This is a genomic window from Kitasatospora sp. NPDC023118 (genome assembly GCF_055560875.1).
In genome coordinates, this window is the sequence record NZ_JBVHHW010000010.1 from 153,719 (window position 1) to 170,962 (window position 17,244).

General features: G+C 73.6%; 15 protein-coding genes. 5 read left to right on the plus strand and 10 right to left on the minus strand.

Annotated features, from left to right (window positions below; translation table 11 throughout):
* Positions 1-11 precede the first annotated feature (11 nt).
* Positions 12-1,223: a sulfite oxidase gene (locus ACZ3UD_RS15455; RefSeq protein ID WP_465586671.1), complete on the minus strand. Its 1,212-nt coding sequence runs from the start codon at positions 1,221-1,223 to the stop codon at positions 12-14.
* A gap of 204 nt (positions 1,224-1,427) precedes the next feature.
* On the opposite strand from ACZ3UD_RS15455, the gene ACZ3UD_RS15460 reads away from it, so the two are divergent.
* The 3 genes from ACZ3UD_RS15460 (at position 1,428) to ACZ3UD_RS15470 (ending at position 3,131) form a co-directional block, all read left to right on the plus strand.
* Entirely contained in the window at positions 1,428-2,207 is a 780-nt protein-coding gene (locus ACZ3UD_RS15460; RefSeq protein ID WP_465586673.1) for an alpha/beta fold hydrolase, read from the plus strand.
* 42 nt (positions 2,208-2,249) lie between these two features.
* A complete protein-coding gene (locus ACZ3UD_RS15465; protein WP_465586676.1) occupies positions 2,250-2,621 on the plus strand; it encodes a MerR family transcriptional regulator in 372 nt (123 codons plus the stop codon).
* Between the two features lie 327 nt (positions 2,622-2,948).
* Positions 2,949-3,131 carry a hypothetical protein gene (locus ACZ3UD_RS15470; protein ID WP_465586680.1) on the plus strand — a complete coding sequence of 61 codons (183 nt, stop codon included), beginning with the start codon at positions 2,949-2,951 and terminating at the stop codon, positions 3,129-3,131.
* A gap of 357 nt (positions 3,132-3,488) precedes the next feature.
* Here ACZ3UD_RS15470 and ACZ3UD_RS15475 read toward each other — a convergent pair whose 3' ends face one another.
* Positions 3,489-5,297 carry a DUF2398 family protein gene (locus ACZ3UD_RS15475; protein ID WP_465586683.1) on the minus strand — a complete coding sequence of 603 codons (1,809 nt, stop codon included), beginning with the start codon at positions 5,295-5,297 and terminating at the stop codon, positions 3,489-3,491.
* A gap of 231 nt (positions 5,298-5,528) precedes the next feature.
* Here ACZ3UD_RS15475 and ACZ3UD_RS15480 point away from each other — a divergent pair, with 231 nt between their 5' ends.
* Positions 5,529-6,236 (plus strand): lysoplasmalogenase, encoded by a 708-nt coding sequence (locus ACZ3UD_RS15480; RefSeq protein WP_465586686.1) that lies wholly within the window; start codon positions 5,529-5,531, stop codon positions 6,234-6,236.
* A 70-nt stretch (positions 6,237-6,306) separates the two neighbouring features.
* On the opposite strand, the gene ACZ3UD_RS15485 is transcribed toward ACZ3UD_RS15480, so the two are convergent.
* The 7 genes from ACZ3UD_RS15485 to ACZ3UD_RS15515 form a co-directional block, all read right to left on the minus strand.
* The gene (locus tag ACZ3UD_RS15485; RefSeq protein ID WP_465586688.1) at positions 6,307-6,894 is read right to left on the minus strand and encodes a hypothetical protein; all 588 of its coding nucleotides are present in this window, start codon (positions 6,892-6,894) and stop codon (positions 6,307-6,309) included.
* Positions 6,895-7,056: 162 nt separating this feature from the next.
* Complete coding sequence (locus tag ACZ3UD_RS15490) at positions 7,057-7,860, minus strand: exodeoxyribonuclease III (protein WP_465586691.1); 804 nt, start codon at positions 7,858-7,860, stop codon at positions 7,057-7,059.
* A gap of 101 nt (positions 7,861-7,961) precedes the next feature.
* Positions 7,962-9,749 (minus strand): gamma-glutamyltransferase, encoded by a 1,788-nt coding sequence (gene ggt / locus ACZ3UD_RS15495; RefSeq protein WP_465586694.1) that lies wholly within the window; start codon positions 9,747-9,749, stop codon positions 7,962-7,964.
* 307 nt (positions 9,750-10,056) lie between these two features.
* A complete protein-coding gene (locus ACZ3UD_RS15500) occupies positions 10,057-11,163 on the minus strand; it encodes an ROK family glucokinase (protein ID WP_465586696.1) in 1,107 nt (368 codons plus the stop codon).
* On the minus strand, positions 11,160-12,026 hold the full coding sequence (locus tag ACZ3UD_RS15505; protein WP_465586699.1) for an ATP-binding cassette domain-containing protein: 867 nt from the start codon (positions 12,024-12,026) through the stop codon (positions 11,160-11,162). Before ACZ3UD_RS15505 ends, ACZ3UD_RS15500 begins: the two co-directional genes overlap by 4 nt.
* Positions 12,023-13,069 (minus strand): ABC transporter permease, encoded by a 1,047-nt coding sequence (locus ACZ3UD_RS15510; protein ID WP_465586702.1) that lies wholly within the window; start codon positions 13,067-13,069, stop codon positions 12,023-12,025. The genes ACZ3UD_RS15505 and ACZ3UD_RS15510 overlap by 4 nt, the downstream gene beginning before the upstream one ends.
* Complete coding sequence (locus ACZ3UD_RS15515) at positions 13,066-14,085, minus strand: substrate-binding domain-containing protein (protein ID WP_465586705.1); 1,020 nt, start codon at positions 14,083-14,085, stop codon at positions 13,066-13,068. The genes ACZ3UD_RS15510 and ACZ3UD_RS15515 overlap by 4 nt, the downstream gene beginning before the upstream one ends.
* 310 nt (positions 14,086-14,395) lie before the next feature.
* On the opposite strand from ACZ3UD_RS15515, the gene ACZ3UD_RS15520 reads away from it, so the two are divergent.
* Positions 14,396-15,535 carry an alpha/beta hydrolase gene (locus ACZ3UD_RS15520; protein ID WP_465586707.1) on the plus strand — a complete coding sequence of 380 codons (1,140 nt, stop codon included), beginning with the start codon at positions 14,396-14,398 and terminating at the stop codon, positions 15,533-15,535.
* Positions 15,536-15,611: 76 nt separating this feature from the next.
* Here the strand turns inward: ACZ3UD_RS15520 and ACZ3UD_RS15525 are convergent, their stop codons facing one another.
* The gene (locus ACZ3UD_RS15525) at positions 15,612-17,204 is read right to left on the minus strand and encodes a PucR family transcriptional regulator (protein ID WP_465586710.1); all 1,593 of its coding nucleotides are present in this window, start codon (positions 17,202-17,204) and stop codon (positions 15,612-15,614) included.
* Between the last annotated feature and the right edge of the window lie 40 nt (positions 17,205-17,244).

Consider the following 17,244-nt stretch of genomic DNA (forward strand, 5'->3'; position numbering starts at 1 on the left):
GCACCGCAGGCTCAGACCACCGTCACCGGGTGCGCCACCACCGCACCGAACAGGTAGCCCTCCCGGTTGAACGGCGCCCGCTCCGGCTGACCGCCGCCGAGGCGGTCCGTCGCGCGGGCGCGCAGCTCGTACGGGCCGGGTCGCTCGGGGCGCCAGTCGACGCTCCAGCGCGTCCAGTTGTCGGCGAGCGGCTCCTCGCGCAGCTCGGCGGGCCGCCAGGTCCGGCCGCCGTCGGTGCTCACCTCGACCCGGTCCACCGGGGCGGCGCCGGACCAGGACCGCCCGTGCAGCCGGTGCTCGCGCCCGGCCTCCAGCACCGCGCCGACGGCCAGTTCGAAGGCCGACTTGACCACCTGGGTGCTGAGCGGAGCGCCGCCGCCGGGCGGGTAGTCCGGGCCGAACATCCGGTAGAAGTCGGTGTTCCACGGCGACTGGAGCGGGTGGTCGGCCACCTCGATGCTGCCGACCCACTTGATCGAGGCGATGCCCACCCAGCCGGGCACCACCAGCCGGGCCGGCGCGCCGTGGTCGGGGGTCAGCGGCTCGTCGTTCATCTCGTAGGCGAGCAGCACGTCGTCCAGCGCCTTGGCGACCGGCAGCGGGCGGCGCACCGGGCCGTAGTTCTCGCCACCGACCACGTAGTCCGGGTCCAGGCCGACCGGCAGCAGGTCCACCGCGTCGTCGGTCAGCCCGGCCGCCCGCAGCACCTCGGCCAGCCGGACCCCGCGCCAGCTCGCCGAGCCGACGCCGCCAAGCGTCCACGGCGTGCCGGGCACGCTCTGGTGCTGCTGGCTGCGGTAGTAACTGCGCCCGTTGCCGGCGCACTCGATCAGCGCGTCGATCCTGGTCGACGGCAGCGCCCGCAGGTCCTCCAGGCCGAACTCGACCGCCCGACCGGCCGTCGGGGCGCCGCGCAGGCCGCTGCCGAACAGCCTCAGCCTCCAGCCGTCCGGGTCGATCAGCGGGGTGCCGGTGTGGTTGCGGACGAAGAACCGTTCCGTCGGCACATGGCGGCCGATCGCGGCCTTGCCGTCGGCGTCGCGCAGCGCGTCCCAGCGCATCTCGGCGTTGGTGTCGCGCGGGACGAACCACTCGGCAGGAAGCGGTTTGACGATTCCGGACACGGGCCTGGGCACCTCCTCGGCGGCCGCCCGGCCCGGGGCGAACACCGGCGCGGCCAACACGGGCACGGCGAGCGCCCCGGCGGCGGAGCGCGGCGGCATCCGGACGACACTGTCCGGACGGCGCTCCTTCCCTCAGCGTAGGCGCTCCAGCGCGTTACGTAACCACGGCGACTTGATCCTCCGATCGAACGGCCGCCCTGGTTCTCCACTTTCTCCACTTGACCTTCTCACCAGTGTGAACTCCTAGCGTTCCCGTTGTCGGAGCAATCCCGCGGTCCCGCCCGCCCCACCGAGGAGGCCGTCATGCCGTCCACCACCACGCCGTTCGCCCCGCTCGCCCGGATCGTCCAGGGCTCCGGCCCCGGCCTGCTGCTCGCCCACGGCGCCGCCGGCAGCGCCCGGGACAACTGGGGCCCGCTGCTGCCCGACCTCGCCGCGCACCGCACCGTCGTCGCCCCCGACTACCCCGGCTCCGGCGACAGCCCGTACGAGCCCGGCGAGCCCACCCTCGACGAGCTCGCCGAGCGGCTGGTCGCCGCCGCCGACGAGGAGGGCCTGTCCACCTTCGACCTGGCCGGCTTCTCGCTGGGCGCGGCCGTCGCGGTCCGGATCGCCACCCGTCACCCCGGGCGGGTCCGCTCGCTGCTGCTGCTCGCGGGCGTGGCCGGCGGCTCGGCGCGGCTGAGCGTGCTCTCGGAGCTGATGGTCGACCTCGCGGACCGGCCGGCCGACCTCGCCCGGCTGATGCTCACCGTCGTCTTCGGCAACAGCTGGGTGGACGCACTGCCCTCCGAGCAGCGCGCGGAGCTGGAGGAGGCGCTCAAGTCCCCGCTGCCTGCGGGCTTCCGGCAGCAGTTCCGGCTCGCCGCCCGGGTCGACGTGCGCGAGGAACTGGCCGCGATCGCCGTCCCGACGACCGTCGTCGGCACCGCCGAGGACATGCTCGTCCAGCCCTCCCAGCACCGCCTGCTGGCCTCGGGCATCCCCGGCGCCCGCTCCGTCGAACTCCCCGGCGGGCACCTGCCGACGATCGACGCGCTGCCCCAACTGCGCGACGTGATGCTGGAGTTCGTGAAGGCCTGAGACGGGCGGGAACACCCCGGCCACCGGCCGAGTTCTCCGATCATGCGCATCGGAGAACTCGCCCGCCTGACCGGGGTGTCCACCCGCCTGCTCCGCTACTACGAGGAGCAGGGCCTGCTCCAGCCCGCCCGCACCACGGCCGGCTACCGGGAGTACGGCGAGGAGGACACCGTACGGGTGTGGCAGATCCGCAGCCTGCTCGCGGCCGGGCTGTCCACCCGGGTCATCGCCGAACTGCTGCCCTGTGCCACCGGCCCGATGCCCGTGCTGGAGGCCTGCCCGAACCTGGTCGCCACCCTGCGCGGCGAACTCGCCGACCTGGACGCCCGGATCGACGACCTCACCCGCAGCCGCCAGGCGCTCTCCCGCTACCTCGCCGCCACGCACCAGCCGAGCGAGAAGCAGGCGGCCTGACGCCCCCTTCGACGACCTGACGGGACGTAGGACCCCACCGGGATCCACCAAGGCGTGAAGGTCGCCGCGACGATGCGACGGCGGTTGCCGCCCCGCTGACCGACTCCGCGAGGACCCGGCCGCCGAACCCTCCCGCCTCCACCGCACCCACGGCCTCCGCGACGCCGTCGGCGAGGCCCTCACCGAACGCGGACGACCCCGCTGACCAGCACACACGCCCCCCCCCGCCGGCCCGGTGGGGCGTATGCGGCCAACCGACGCCCAACCCCCGTCCGGACTTCACCCGCGCGTACCGACCGTTCACACCGCCCTGAGAGCCTTCCTGTCATGAACGCCAGCCCTCAGGCGCCCTACCAGGAACCGCGCTTCCCTCTCCCCCAGCGCCACCGCCGCCTCCTCGCCTGCACCGCCGTCCTCGCCTCCGTCGCCCTCGGCACCCTCGGCGTCGGCGCCACGGTCGAAACCCTCCAACACGGCCCCCTCGCCGCCACCACCACCGCCAGCAAGTAGCCGGCCCCACCCAGCACCGCCGTCCACCCCGGACGCGGTGCTTTCGCGTCCCCGCCCCCGGAAGGTTCGACGCCCTACGGGCAGTCGCCACCGACCGCCGGGGCACCTCGACGGCGGACTCCCCTGGCCCGCTGCTTCCCGGGCCACCGACTCGGCGCGGCCTGGCCGACTTCCTATGGTTCATCTTGGCCGGGGCGGCGAGCGCGTAGCGCGAGAAGTAGGCCCGGTCGACCTCCCGTGCGAGCGTCGCGTCCTCGCAGGCCGCACATGTGCACGAGGGAGGAGCACCGACGGCGGCCGCCTCACACTGCTCTGAGCGCCGCTCCCGCCTGCACGGGCGGGCGGTGCCGACTTCTTCTACGCCCGCTGCTCCGCGCGTGCCGCCGCCGGGGGTGGGGTGGCCGGTCGGGAGTGGCGGCCGGTGCCGGGGGTGGGGTGGAGGTCGGGGGCCGGGGCGTAGCGGGCGGCCGGGGGGCGGAGGAGCCAGGTGGTGCGGGGGGTGGGGGTGATGAGGCCGAGGCGGTGGAGGAGGTCGAGGGCGTCGCGGCGGAGGGCGGTGCGGTCGGCGCGGTAGTGGGTGGGGAGGCCGTACTCGTCGGTGATGTCGCCGAGGACGCCGTCTATCAGGGCGTCCGCGATCGGGACGTCGCCCTCGGCGGTCTCACCAGGCAGCGGGCGGACCTCCTCGACCAGGCGCTCGACCAACAGCAGGGCGGCCTGGGCGAGGGTGCCCGTACCGGGGAGGGCGAGGTCGGTGAGTTCGGCGGCCGGGTCGAGCAGGGCGACTCCTTCGGCCCGCAGCTCGGTCTCCAGGCCGAGGAATTCGGCGAGCGCGGCCGGGCCGCTGAGCCGGTGCTCGTGCAGCCAGCTGCGCCGGTCCTCGGGGAGGTCGGCGGCGAGGACGGCGGGCGTCTCGGCGAGGAGACGGCGGACGGCGGTGGCGGGCTCGGCCTCGGCGGCGCGGCGGATGAGGTCGGCGGCGTCGTCGGCGAGGGCGGGCGGACCGGCCGGGACGGCGCGGGCGAGTTCGCGGTCGACGGTCAGCACGAAGGCGGAGTCGGCCGGGTCGGAGGGCAGTTCGCCGAGCACCTGCCAGGTGGCGAGCGCGGCGAGCGCCATCGCGAGGTCGGCGGGCGCGGCGGCGAGTTCGGGCGCGGCGGCGCGCATCGCGTCGAGCAGCCGCCCGTACGGGAGTTGCTGGGGGGCGTCGACCAGCAGCGCGAGGGCAAGCGCGAGTTGGGCGTAGCCGGCCGGGGTGAACGGAGCGCCGGTGGTGGGGTGTTCGAGGCGGCGGGCGGCGCCGGGGCCGAGGCCAGCCTTGCAGAGCCGGGCGTGCCAGGGGCCGACGACCAGGCGGTAACCGAGCAGGGTGTCGAAGCGTTCGGTGAGCCAGTCGCGGTGACGGCGGATCAGCGGAAAGCCGTCGGCGTGCGGGCCGGAGGCGGTGACCAGCGGGTGGGCGAGCAGCAGCCGGGCGGCGATGCGGCGTTCGGCGTCCGGGAGCTCCGCACCGGAACGATCCCGCGAGCCGGAGGTCGCGCCCGGGAGCGCCCGGAGCCGCTCCGGCTTGCGGTGCCTGCCGGGCCTGCCTGGCTTGGCGCCTGACCGGACGACGGGCAGTGCGGCCTCGTCGCGCCGGGCGCGGCGCAGGCCGCCGTCGGTCCGGGCCTCACGCGCGCGCGGGACGGTGGCGCCGTGGGCGGTCGGGCCGTGCCACCAGCTGACGCTGGGGTCGGCGGGCTCGGCGGGGGCGCCGAGGTGGCGGGCGGGGTAGAGACCGAAGGAGGCGGTACACAGGTCATCCGCGGTGCCGGGGGTGGCGGCGGCGAACCAGTGGGCGAGCCGCAGCAGTCCCGGGTCGGGCGAGAGGACCTCCCCGGTCGCCTGCGGGCCGTCAGCACCGCCCTCGGGGGCGGGCTCAGGTAGCGCGTCAGCATCGGCGGGATCGCAGTCCGGCCCGGAGGCCGGCGAGGCGTCCGGCGAAGAGCCCGGCAAGGCGTCCGGCGAAGAGCCCTGCGAGGAGTCCGGCAAGGAGCCCCGCGGGGAGCCGGCTTCGCGTACGGCGAGGACGGCGTCGGCGGTTCCCCGTCCTGCCCCGCCCGTGCGTCCGTCCGGCCCGCCGACGGCCACCCGGGTGGCGCCGACCGCGTACTCCTGCTGCTCCATGTCGGGATCCAGACTAGACGGTGACCGGGTCACCCGGTGGCAGCAACCGCCCTCCTGGGGAACTCTCCGCAAGAGCCCTCGAAGCGGCCGCGAGCCCTCCGCCACCCGGCCGTCCCGTCATCCGCCGCACCCGGCTCGGGTTACGCACCGGTAACCTGCTCTTTCCCGGCCCGGTCGGCTCCCTTAGGGTCGGTGGATCCCCGCCCGAGCGAGTCCGGAGGCAGCAGCCGCATGAGTATCCGTACGACCACCCGCGCCACCGGCCTCGGCGGGCGCCTGCGTTCGGCCACCGGCCTGCTCGGCGGCTTCGCGGCCACCTCCGCGGCGCACCTGGGCTCGATCCTGTCCGGTGCCTCGATGGTGCAGAACGCCACCAAGCCCGCCCTGATGCCGCTGCTGGCCGCGCACAGTGTGACGGCGGCCACGACAGCCGGGCGGCAGGCGCCGAAGCTGCTGGCGCCGGCGCTGCTGGCGAGCGCGGGCGGGGACGTGCTGCTGCAGCTGAAGAACGACCCCGCGTTCCTGGCCGGCATGGGCTCCTTCGCCGCCGCGCACGTCTGTTACGTGACGATGTTCGTCCAGCGCGGGGCGCTCACCGACCGCCGTCGCACACTGGTGGTCGCGGCCGCGTACGCGACGGCCTGGGTGGGCCTGGTCAGTCAGCTCTGGCCGGACCTCGGGGAGCTGAAGGTCCCGGTGGCCGGCTACAGCCTGCTGCTCACCTCGACGGCCGTCACCTCGGCCGGGCTGGGCTGGCGGACCGGGTTGGGCGGGGCGCTGTTCCTGCTGTCCGACACGCTGATCGCCACCCAGCTGGCGAAGTGGCGCGAGCTGCCGGGGCATCAGTTCTGGATCATGGCGACGTACGTCCTGGCCCAGTACCTGCTGGCCAGCGGCATCCTCCAGCACGAGGAGCGGCAGGAGCGGGCGGCCGTCTGACGCACCACCGCGCCGCCGGTCCCGTCAGGGTCCGGCGGCGCGACGCGTCGACGCGAAGGAGAAGGGGCCATCAGGCACCGCGCCTCCGGAGCAGCCAGAAGCCGCCGACACCGCCCACGACCAGCGCCAGACCGCCGGCCAGCTCCGCCGGGTTGCCCGCGACCGAACCGCCGAGGCCGGAATTCACCGCGCCGTTCGGGGCGACCTGCTGGCTGCCGACACCGGACTGGCCGAGCGAGCCGGCCCACTCCCCCGCGGCCTTGCCCCAGTCTCCGAGGCCCTTGTCAGGGCTGATGCCCGCCGCGGTGGTGACCGTGACGCTGGTCGAGAAGGCGCTGCCGTTCGGACAGGTGCCGTCGACCTTGCTGTCCCCCTGGTGCTGAGAGGCCAGCCGGGCGGAGCCGGTGTGCTTGCCGTCCGCGCCCAGGGTGAGCGTCGCGGGGCCACCCTCGAAGGCGGCGGAGTGCGCGGTGACGGTCTTGGCGTCGGGCTTGTCCGACTTCTCGCAGGAGACCGTGACCGTCACGGTCTGGCCCGGTGCGGCCCGGGACGGGCTGACCGAGGCCGCACCGTCCCTGGCTGAGGCGAGGGGGGCCGTCAGACCGGTCAGCAGCGTCGCGCCGATCAGGGCGGCGGCGGCCGTACGCATGGGGCGCATGCCGGAACCTCCGGGATTCTCGGGCGCAGCCAGGGACTCCCATGTCCACGTGGTCTTTCAACTGCACCCGGTCATTCACCGACGGTAGGCAGGCACCTCGCGCCCGGCCACCGCTCTGGACCATTCGAGCGACGGCCCGTCACCCAGCGTGATTCTCGTGACTCAGAGGTCCAGGTCGACCACGACCGGGGCGTGGTCCGAGGTGCCCTTGCCCTTGCGGGCCTCGCGGTCGACGTAGCTGTCGGTGACGGCGTCGACGAAGGGCTTGTTGGCGTAGGTGAGGTCGATCCGCATGCCCCGGTTCTTCGGGAAGGCCAGCTGGCGGTAGTCCCAGTAGGTGTAGGGGCGGTCGTACTTGAGCGGGCGCGGCAGCACGTCGTGCAGGCCGATCCCGTCGAGCGCCTCCAGCGCGGCGCGCTCGGCGGGGGTGACGTGGGTGAGGCCCTCGAAGGCGGCGACGTCGTAGACGTCCTCGTCGGTGGGAGCGATGTTGAAGTCCCCGAGGACGGCGAAGGGGCGCGGGCCGGCCGCGTCCTCGACGGCGGCCTTGCGCAGCGCCTCCAGCCACTCCATCTTGTAGTGGTAGTGCGCGTGGCCGACCTCCCGGCCGTTGGGCACGTAGACCGACCAGACCCGGACCGGGCCGCAGGTGGCCGCGATGGCGCGCGGCTCGACGTCGGGCAGCAGGGCGCCGTCGGCGAGGAAGCCGGGCTGGTCGGGCAGCCCGCGCACGACGTCCTCCAGGCCGAGCCGGGAGACGATGGCGACGCCGTTCCACCGGCCGGTGCCGTGCGCGGCCGTCTCGTAGCCGAGCTCACGGACCTCGTCGTACGGGAAGGCGTCGGCCGCGCACTTGAGCTCCTGGAGGCAGAGCACGTCGGGCTTGGCGCTCTCCAGCCACTCCAGGAGCTTGGGCAGCCGCGCGGTGACGGAGTTGATGTTCCAGGTGGCGATGCGGACGGTCACGGCGGGCGGCCTTCCCGGTGGTTCGGTCGGTACGGACGGGGGCGGGCCCCCGAGGGAGGCCCACCCCGAACATACCGCCCGCCGCTGACAGGCCGATCCGATCAGCCCGCGGGTCGGACCACCGCGGCCGAGCCGCCGCCGCGCCGCACCGGTTCGGCGGCGGCCACCCAGCGGCCGTCCGGCAGCCGCTCCACGCCGGTGGCGGCTCCGATCTCGGCCACGGACGTGAACTGGTGCCCGAGGCCCTCCAGCTCGGACCGCTCGGGCAGTGCCAGGAAGCCGGGCTCGGCCTGGGTGGCGACGGTGTTGCGCTGGCTGGCGCGCGGTGCGGCGATGGCCTGCTCCAGGCTCAGGCCGCGGTCGAGGCGCCCGAGCAGCACCTGCAGGGTGGTGGTGATGATGGTCGCGCCGCCCGGGCTGCCGGTGGCCAGCAGCGGCTCGCCGTCGCGCAGCACGATGGTCGGGGACATCGAGGAGCGCGGCCGCTTGCCCGGGCCGGGCAGGTTGGGGTCGGGGACGCCCGCGGTGAGCGGGGCGAAGTCGAAGTCGGTCAGCTCGTTGTTCAGCAGGAAGCCCCGGCCGGGGACGGTCATGCCGCTGCCGCCGGTCTGCTCGATGGTGAGGGTGTACGAGACGATGTCGCCCCAGCGGTCGGCGACCGTCAGGTGGGTGGTGTTGGGGCCCTCGTACGGCTCGGCGACGGCCTGGCCGGTGTCGGCGCAGTCGGCCGGGTGGCGCGGGTCGCCGGGGGCGAGCGGGCTGGTGAGGGCGTGGTCGGGGCTGATCAGGCAGGCCCGGGAGGCGGCGTAGCGCTCGGAGAGCAGTTGCTTGGTCGGGACGTCGCTGAAGGCCGGGTCGCCGACCCAGCGGTTGCGGTCGGCGAAGGCGATCCGGGAGGCGTCCAGGAAGTGGTGGTAGTACTGCGTGCTGCTGTAGGTCGAGAGGTCGCCGTCCTCCAGGATGTGGAGCGCCTCGCCGACGGTGGTGCCGCCGGAGCTGGAGGGGGCTATCGAGTAGACGTCGTAGTCACGGTACGCGACGTGGGTGGGCGCCTGGCTGCGGACCTGGTAGGCGGACAGGTCGGCGGTGTCGACCTTCCCGGGACGGGCGTTGCGGCCCGAGGCCGGGTCGACCGGCGGGTGCTGCACGGTGTTGACGATGTCCTTGGCCAACTCGCCCTGGTAGAAGGCCTTCACGCCATCCTTGGCGAGCAGCCGGTAGGTGGCGGCGAGGTCGGGGTTCCGCAGGACGGTGCCGACCTCGGGGGGCTTGCCGCCGGGCAGGTAGAGCTTGGCGGTGGCCGGGAAGTCCTTGAAGCGGTCGTAGTTGTCGGCCGTCTGGCCACGGAAGGTGTCGTCGACGACGAAGCCGTTCTCAGCGATCCGCTCGGCGGGTTCGAGGTTCTGGGCGAGCGAGCGGGTGCCCCACTGGCGCAGGGCGGAATCCCAGGTGGCGGGGGTGCCGGGGACACCGACGGACAGGCCGCTGGTGACGGCGTCGGCGAAGGCGAGCGGTTTGCCGTCCTCCAGGAACAGCCCGCTGTCGGCCGTGCGGCCGGCCACCTCGCGGCCGTCGATGGTGTGCACCCGGCCGGTGGCGTGGTCGTAGTAGACGAAGTACCCGCCACCGCCGACCCCGGACGAGTACGGCTCGGTCACCCCGAGCGCCGCCGCGGCCGCGACCGCCGCGTCCACCGCGTTCCCGCCCTTGCGCAGCACCTCGATCCCGGCCGCGGTGGCGTCGGCGTCCACACTGGCCACCGCTCCGCCCCACCCCACCGCCTCGGGCGCCTTCGTCGGCGGCGCCGCGGCCCCGGCCGGCCCAGTGGTGGCCCACACCAGGGCGGTGGCGAGCAGCAGCGATGGCGCGAGACGGGTCAGAGCCCTCATCCGAGTCCTCCTGGGTCGACGTCAACTCATCAGTTGTTCCATAGGAGGAGTGATCCGACAACCACACCGCATCACTGTCGATGGGCAGTTGACCCGGCGACGGACGGCAAGACGGCGGGGGCGCCGCGACCGGCAGAACGCCAGGAAACAGCGAAGAGCTGACAGATTTCAGCGAACAGAAGACGAAATCTGTTCGCTGAAATCTGTCAGCTGAAAGTTGTCCGCCGCCAGGGCTCCGCCCGGGGCCCACGGCCGAACCCGCAGCCAGCGCCCCGCCGCCCCACCCCGAGGCGCCCCGCCCCTACAGCTACAGCGTGCTGCGCTCCACCCGCCGCCGCTTGATGGTGCGGAAGCGGCGGGCGACCTGACGGGCCAGGTCGGCGGCGCCGACGAGCCCGGCCTCGTTGCCGAGCGCGGCATGGACGATGGTGGCCTCGGGGCGGAAGCCGCGGCCGGTGAGGGTGCGGCGGAAGGTGTCGCGGGCCGGCCCGATGAGGAGGTCCCCGGCCTCGGAGACGCCACCACCGATGACGAAGCGGCCCGGGTCCAGGGCGGCGGCCAGGTTGGCGATGCCCACGCCCAGCCAGGTGCCGACCTCGTAGAGCAGCTCGGTCGCGGTCGGGTCGCCGTCCTGGGCGGCCTCCGTGACCAACGGCCCGGTGATGCCCTCGACCGTGCCGCCCGCCCGTGCGAGCAGCGGCTGCACCACCGGGGACTCCTCGGCGACCAGCTCACGGGCGTCCCGTACCAGCGCGTTGCCGGAGGAGTACTGCTCCCAGCAGCCCCGGTTGCCGCACGGGCAGCGGTGGCCGCCGGGCACCACCTGCATGTGCCCGAACTCGCCCGCCAGGCCGTACTTGCCCCGGTCGACGTAGCCGTCCCGGACGACCGCGCCGCCGATGCCGGTGCCCAGGGTGAGCATCACCATGTGGTCCTCGCCGCGCCCCGCGCCGAAGCGCCACTCGGCCCAGGCGGCCGCGTTGGCGTCGTTCTCCACGATCACCGGGAAGCGAAGCCGCTCGCTGAGCACCTGCTGGAGCGGCTCGTTGCGCCAGTTGAGGTGCGGGGCGAAGAGCACCCGGGAGCGGTCGGCGTCGACCCAGCCGGCCGCGCCGATGCCGACCGCGTGGACGTCGTGCCGGTCGGCGAGCTCCAGCACCAGCTCGACGATGACGTCCTCGACGACCTTGGGGCTCTTGCTCTTGTGGGGGGTGTCGGTGCGCAGCTTCTCCAGCACCTTGCCCTCCCCGTCGACGACTCCCGCGACGACCTTGGTGCCGCCGATGTCGACGCCGATGGTGGGCAGCCGCAGTACCCCCGCGGGCAGGGCGCGGCGCCGGCGCTCGGCGCGCGGGCCGAGGCCGAGCAGGGTGGGCAGGACGGCCGGCCGGGTGCTGCCTTGGGGGCTGGTCACGGCTGCGGACGCTCCTCACGGGAATCTCGGGGATCACTGGAATCACGGGGATCACGGGGATCTGGGTCGACGCGGGGCTCGGCGGAACCCGGACGGGCCAGCTCGTGCGAGAGCTCGGCGAGGTCGGAGCCGCCCGCCATCTCGGTGGTGAGCTGCTCCAGGCCGATCTCGGCACGTGGGTGGCTGCCGGCCATCCGCCCCCGCTTGAGCAGGGTGAAGTGGTCCCCGACCAGGTAGGCGTGGTGCGGGTTGTGGGTGATCAGAACGACGCCGAGCCCGGCGTCGCGGGCCGCGGTGACGTACTTGAGCACCACCCCGGACTGCTTGACGCCGAGTGCCGCGGTCGGCTCGTCCAGGATGAGCACCTTGGCGCCGAAGTGCACGGCACGGGCGATCGCCACGCACTGGCGCTGGCCCCCGGAGAGGGTGCCGATCGGCCGGTCGACGTCGTGCAGGTCGATGCCCATCCTGGCGAGCGCCTCGCGAGTGGTGGCCCGCATGCCGTCGGCGTCCAGCCGCAGGCCGCCCCAGCGGCGCATGCCCCGCTCGGAGCCGAGGAAGAAGTTGCGCCAGACGGGCATCAGCGGGACGACCGCGAGGTCCTGGTAGACGGTGGCGATGCCGCGGTCCAGGGCCTGGCGCGGGGAGTCGAGGCGGACCTCCTCACCGCCGACGGTGTAGCGGCCCTCGTCGTGCTGGTGCAGCCCGGCGATGATCTTGATCAGGGTGGACTTGCCGGCCCCGTTGTCGCCCAGCACGCAGCTGATCTCGCCGGTCCGCAGGGTCAGCGAGACGTCCTGCAGCGCCCGGACCGTCCCGTAGGTCTTGCCGACGCCTTCCAGAGACAGCAGCTCAGTACTCATCGCGGCCCCCGTTCCGCCCGGCGCTTGACGTAGGCGTTGAGCAGCGCGGCCAGCAGCAGCATCGCGCCGAGGAAGAACTTGAACCAGTCCGGGTTCCACTGGGCGTAGATGATCCCCTTGCTGGCCATCCCGAAGATCAGCGCGCCGAGCGCGGAGCCGACCACCGAGCCGTAGCCACCGGTGATCAGGCAGCCGCCGATGACCGCCGCGACGATGTAGATCAGCTCGTTGCCGACGCCCTCGCCGGACTGCACGGTGTCGAAGGAGAACAGCAGGTGCTGCCCGAGCACCCAGGCGCCGAAGCCGACGCCCAGGTAGAGCACCGTCTTGGTCCGGGCCACCGGCACGCCGACCGCGCGGGCGGCGGCCGCGTCGCCGCCGACGGCGAAGATCCAGTTGCCGAAGCGGGTGCGCAGCAGCACCCAGCTGCCGACCGCGAGCAGGCCGAGCCACCACCAGACGGTCGCCTTGACGGTCAGTCCGCCGACGGTGACCTCGGAGGCGAACAGCCAGCGGCAGGACTCGAAGCCCTGCATGTCCGCGATCGACTCGGTGGAGACCGTCCCGGAGATCGCCTTGGTGACGCCCAGGTTGGCGCCGGTCAGCATCAGGAAGGTGCCCAGGGTGACGATGAAGCTGGGCAGCTTGGTACGGCCGAGCATCCAGCCGTTGAACCAGCCGATCGCCAGCGTGGTCGCCAGCGAGACCAGGACGCCGACCCAGGTGACCGCGGTGAACTGGTACGAGACCATCGAGGAGGTCAGCGCGGCGGTGGTGACCAGGACGCCGGCCGACAGGTCGAACTCGCCGCCGATCATCAGCAGCGAGACCGGTACGGCCATGATCCCGATGGTGGACGCCGCGTAGAGCACGGTGCCGAGCGAGGAGACCCGCAGGAAGGGCTCGGCGGTGGTGGCGAAGACCGCGAACACCGCGACGGCGGCGATCAGCGAGCCGAGCTCCGGGCGGGCGAGGAGCCGTCGCAAGGCCGCCGGGCGGTCCTGGAGCAGGCCGTCCCGGGCGAGGAGGTCGGGGGTGCTCACCTGGTCCCCCTCGCGACGTACTCGGCGAGCGCGTCGGCGTTGTCCTTGGTCAGGATCTGCGGGCCGGTCGCGACGGGCTTGCCGCCGCCGAGCATGTCCAGGTTGGACTTGTACAGCCAGAGCAGGTCGACGCCCTCGTAGCCCTGGAGGTAGGGCTGCTGGTCGACGGCGAAGCCGACGCTGCCGGACTTGAGGCCGGCCACCACCTGCTGGCCGAGGTCGAAGGTGTCCAGCTCGACGTTCCGGTGGGTGTCCTGGACGGCCTGCAGCCCGGTGGCGGCCATCGGGCCGGAGAGGGTGAGCACGGTGTCGATGCCCGGGTCGGACTGCAGCTTGGCGGAGATCGCGGCGCGGGCGTCGGGCATGTCGACGCCGTTGACGTAGAGCACCTGGAAGGTGGCGCCGGCCTTGGACTGGGCCCCGGAGCAACGCTGCTCCTGGCCGACGTTGCCCTGCTCGTGGATCACGCAGAGCACGTTCTTGCGGCCGCGGGAGGCCAGCTCCGCGCCGGCCGCCTGGCCGGCCGTGGTCTCGTCCTGACCGATGTGGGTGAGCGCGCCGAACTTGGCGGAGAACTCCTGGCCGGAGTTGATGGTGATCACGGGGATGCCGGCCGCCTTGGCCTTGCCGAGGACGTCGGCCATGGCGTCGCCCTTGGCGAGGGTGACCAGCAGGCCGTCGACCTTCTGGTCGATGGCGGCCTGGACGAGCTGGACCTGGTTCTGGGTCTGCGCGTCGTTGGAGTACAGGAAGGTGATGTTGTCCTTGGCGGCGGCCTGCTCGGCGCCCTTGCGCACGCTGTCCCAGAAGGCGTCGCCGGCACCGGCGTGGGTCACCATGGCGACCTTCCAGCGCGGGGTGGTGACGGCGCTGCCGCCGGCGGCCGCGGCCTTGGCGCGGGCCTCCTCGGCGCGCCTGCCTCCGGTACTGCTGCAGCCGGCCGCCGTGACCGCGAGGGCCAGGACGGCGCACACGGGCCAGAAGCGGCGGGACGGGCGAAAGCGGGTTGTGCTCATCCCCATAGTCTCTCTGGCCCGGCGGCGCGCGATCACACCGCCTCGCCCGGCGGCGCGTACGGCGCGGGAGGTAAGGTGCCCCGGGGGACCTTCCTGGTAGTTCGCTGAACATCTGGTCCGGACCACGGCCGTCCGGGTGGCAGACTAGGCGCCGATCCGAAGCTGGGGCATCACCGCAACGTGATGTTCCTCTCAGGTTCCGCACAGATTCGGATGGCAACCGATCATCGGTTCTCAGCCGTCTGATGCCATTGACGCGCGTCCGGGCGAGTGGGGCCCGGGCGGCGAGCGACCCGGATACGAGAACTTGATGGAACTGACAGGTACGCCATTCTTCATCCTCACCGTCATTCTTGTGCCGGTCTCCATCACAGTGGCGTTGCTGTTCTGGGGGAAGGTGCGCGGCCCCCATCCGGTGCGGGTCCTCTCCCGGATCGTCATGATCATGTTCTGTCAGGTCACGGCCGTGCTGATGGTCTTCGTGATGGTCAACAACGCCAACCTGATCTACGGCAACTGGGACGACCTGCTCGGCACCGGTGACCACGTCCGCGCGGTGCCCTCGGTGCCGCCGGCGGACCCGGCCGGGGGCAACGCCCAGAACGGCCAGTCCGGCGACGCCGGCAAGCAGCCCCCGAAGGTGCTGCAGAAGTTCGGCGGCGTGAACGACCCGGCGGTGCCCGGCGACGTCCAGAAGACCGAGCTCAAGGGCCAGGTCTCCGGCGTCGACGGCGAGGTGCTGGTCTGGCTGCCGCCGCAGTACAACGACCCGGCGTTCAAGGACAAGAAGTTCCCGGTGGTCGAGCTGATCCCGGGCTACCCCGGCTCCTCCTCCACCTGGTACGGCACCCTCAAGGTGTCCGAGCAGCTCAAGCCGCTGATGCAGCAGGGCAAGGTCGCGCCGTTCATCCTGGTCTCGCCGCGCACGCTGCTGCTGGGCAGCCACCAGGACGCGGGCTGCACCGACATCCCCGGCAAGATCAACGCCGACGCCTGGATCACCCGCGACGTCCCGCAGATGGTGATGGACAACTTCCGCGCCGACTCGTCCGCGGACCGCTGGGCGATCGCCGGCTACTCGGCCGGCGCCCACTGCGCCGCCAAGCTCTCGCTGGCCCACCCGAACCGCTACCGCGCCGCCATCGCGATGTCCGGCTACAACGACCCCGCGAGCGAGCCGGACTCGCTGGTCGGCAAGGACGCGAAGCTGCGCGAGGCCAACAACCCGGTCAACATCCTCAAGACCGCCCAGCAGCCGCCGAAGGTCGCCCTGCTGGTCAGCGGCGCCAAGGGCGACGGCTACGAGGACGGCCAGGCGATCGCCGCCGCGGCCAAGGAGCCGACCAAGGTCCAGGTCGAGGAGAGCACCGGCCCGCACACCACCGACATGTGGAAGCGGATGGTCCCCAGCGCCTTCGAGTGGCTGACCACGATCATCCCGGCGCAGTAACCGACCGTCAGCACGACCGGGGGCCCGCCGCGAACGTTCGCGGCGGGCCCCCGGCGTCCTCCCGGGCCAGGTGCCGTCAGGCCAGCTCCAGCGCCAGGTAGAAGTCCACCCGGTCCTCCAGCCGGGAGAGGTCCCGCCCGGTCAACTCCTCGATCCGGCCGATCCGGTAGCGCAGGGTGTTGACGTGGACGTGCAGCTGCCCGGCGCAGCGGGTCCAGGAGCCGTCCGAGCGCAGGAAGGCCTCCAGGGTGCGCACCAGATCCGCCTGGTGCTCGATGTCGTACGCGATCACCTTGTCCAGCAGCCGGCTGCGGAAGGCGCGGCGGACCTCGTCCGGGACGGCGGCCAGCAGCAGCACGTGCGAGGCCAGCTCCTCGGGGCCGGCCACGCAGACCCGGCCGACCCGGGCGGCGGCGATCCGGCGGGCGTGCCGGGCCTCCTCCAGGGCGCCGCGCAGGCCGCCGGCCCCGGAGGCGGGGGCGGAGACGCCGAGGGTGATCCGTCCCTCCGAGCCGAGTCCGGCCTCCAGCGGGGCGAGCAGGTCGCGCAGGGTGTCGGCGGGCACCGGGCTGTCCAGGGCGGGCAGCACCACCACGGCGCCGTTGCCCGAGCCGGCGACCAGCGCGCGGTCGGTGGTGCCGCCGAGCGCCTCCTCCAGGACGGCCCGCACCATGCCCTCGGGCAGGCCGGTGCCCTCGGCGCTGAGCACCAGCCAGGAGTCGTCCTGGGGCTGTGACTTGGGCTCGGGGCTCTCGTAGCGGGCGGCCATCGCCGAGGAGGCGTGCAGGGTGCGGCTGATCTCCGCCGGGTCGGCGTCGCGGCGCAGCAGGGCGAGCAGTTCGTCGGCCAGGCGGCGGCGCAGCCTGCGGCCCTCGTCCCGGCGGTGGCGTTCGGCGGCGACCAGCCGGGCCAGGTTGTCGGCGAGCTGCTGGCGCTTGGTGGTCCACTCGGTGACGTCGCCGGCGACCGCGAGCAGCCAGTCGGCGAGCGGCGCCTCGTGCTCGGCGGAGGCCGCGGCGGGCAGCAGCGAGTAGGAGCCGCCGGCCAGTCGGGCCCGGTGCGGGGGGCGGCGGCGCTGGCGCTGGGCGGCGAGGTGGGCGCGGACCAGCTGGTCGCGGTCCTCGGCGGTGAGCCGGTCGGCGGGGCCGGCGATCACCGCGCCGGTCGGGGTGAGCACCCAGCAGTCCAGGTCGAGGTCGCCGCCGAGCAGGTCCAGCACGGCGTCCAGCCCGCCGCCGCCGGCCGCCGAGACCAGCAGCCGGTGCCGGTCGACCAGGGCGGCGAGGTCGGCGGCGCGGTCGGCGGAGACCTGACGGCCGATGAACTCGGTGACGGTGCCGAAGGCGATGTCGTCGGGGACGGCCAGCAGCGGCATCCGGTGCCGGCGGCAGGCCTCGACCAGGTCCTCGGGCACCGGGCCGACCTCGGCCTCGCCGGCCGCCAGGGCGACCGCGCCGCCGGCCGCGATGGTCCGGACGAAGCGCTCGGAGTCGGCCGGGCCGGCGCGCCAGAGCATCCCGGTGAGCACCAGCTCGCCGCCGTGCAGGTAGCGGCCGGGGTCGTGCAGGTCCGTGGTCATCACACCGCTGACCTGCCGGTCCAGCTCCTCCTCGGCCGCGAGCAGGCGCAGTCGCGGGGCGCCGGGGGCGAGCAGGTCACGGACACGCATCCGCGGACTCCTTACGGGGGGCTGGACCAGAAGGCTGGAA

Coding starts and splice junctions, on each gene's coding strand:
- ggt (WP_465586694.1), bottom strand. CDS start 9,749: ATGAGGGCTCTGACCCGTCTCGCGCCATCGCTGCTGCTCGCCACCGCC.
- ACZ3UD_RS15485 (WP_465586688.1), bottom strand. CDS start 6,894: ATGCGCCCCATGCGTACGGCCGCCGCCGCCCTGATCGGCGCGACGCTG.
- ACZ3UD_RS15505 (WP_465586699.1), bottom strand. CDS start 12,026: ATGAGTACTGAGCTGCTGTCTCTGGAAGGCGTCGGCAAGACCTACGGG.
- ACZ3UD_RS15480 (WP_465586686.1), top strand. CDS start 5,529: ATGAGTATCCGTACGACCACCCGCGCCACCGGCCTCGGCGGGCGCCTG.
- ACZ3UD_RS15515 (WP_465586705.1), bottom strand. CDS start 14,085: ATGAGCACAACCCGCTTTCGCCCGTCCCGCCGCTTCTGGCCCGTGTGC.
- ACZ3UD_RS15475 (WP_465586683.1), bottom strand. CDS start 5,297: ATGGAGCAGCAGGAGTACGCGGTCGGCGCCACCCGGGTGGCCGTCGGC.
- ACZ3UD_RS15460 (WP_465586673.1), top strand. CDS start 1,428: ATGCCGTCCACCACCACGCCGTTCGCCCCGCTCGCCCGGATCGTCCAG.
- ACZ3UD_RS15525 (WP_465586710.1), bottom strand. CDS start 17,204: ATGCGTGTCCGTGACCTGCTCGCCCCCGGCGCCCCGCGACTGCGCCTG.
- ACZ3UD_RS15455 (WP_465586671.1), bottom strand. CDS start 1,223: ATGCCGCCGCGCTCCGCCGCCGGGGCGCTCGCCGTGCCCGTGTTGGCC.
- ACZ3UD_RS15520 (WP_465586707.1), top strand. CDS start 14,396: ATGGAACTGACAGGTACGCCATTCTTCATCCTCACCGTCATTCTTGTG.
- ACZ3UD_RS15465 (WP_465586676.1), top strand. CDS start 2,250: ATGCGCATCGGAGAACTCGCCCGCCTGACCGGGGTGTCCACCCGCCTG.
- ACZ3UD_RS15470 (WP_465586680.1), top strand. CDS start 2,949: ATGAACGCCAGCCCTCAGGCGCCCTACCAGGAACCGCGCTTCCCTCTC.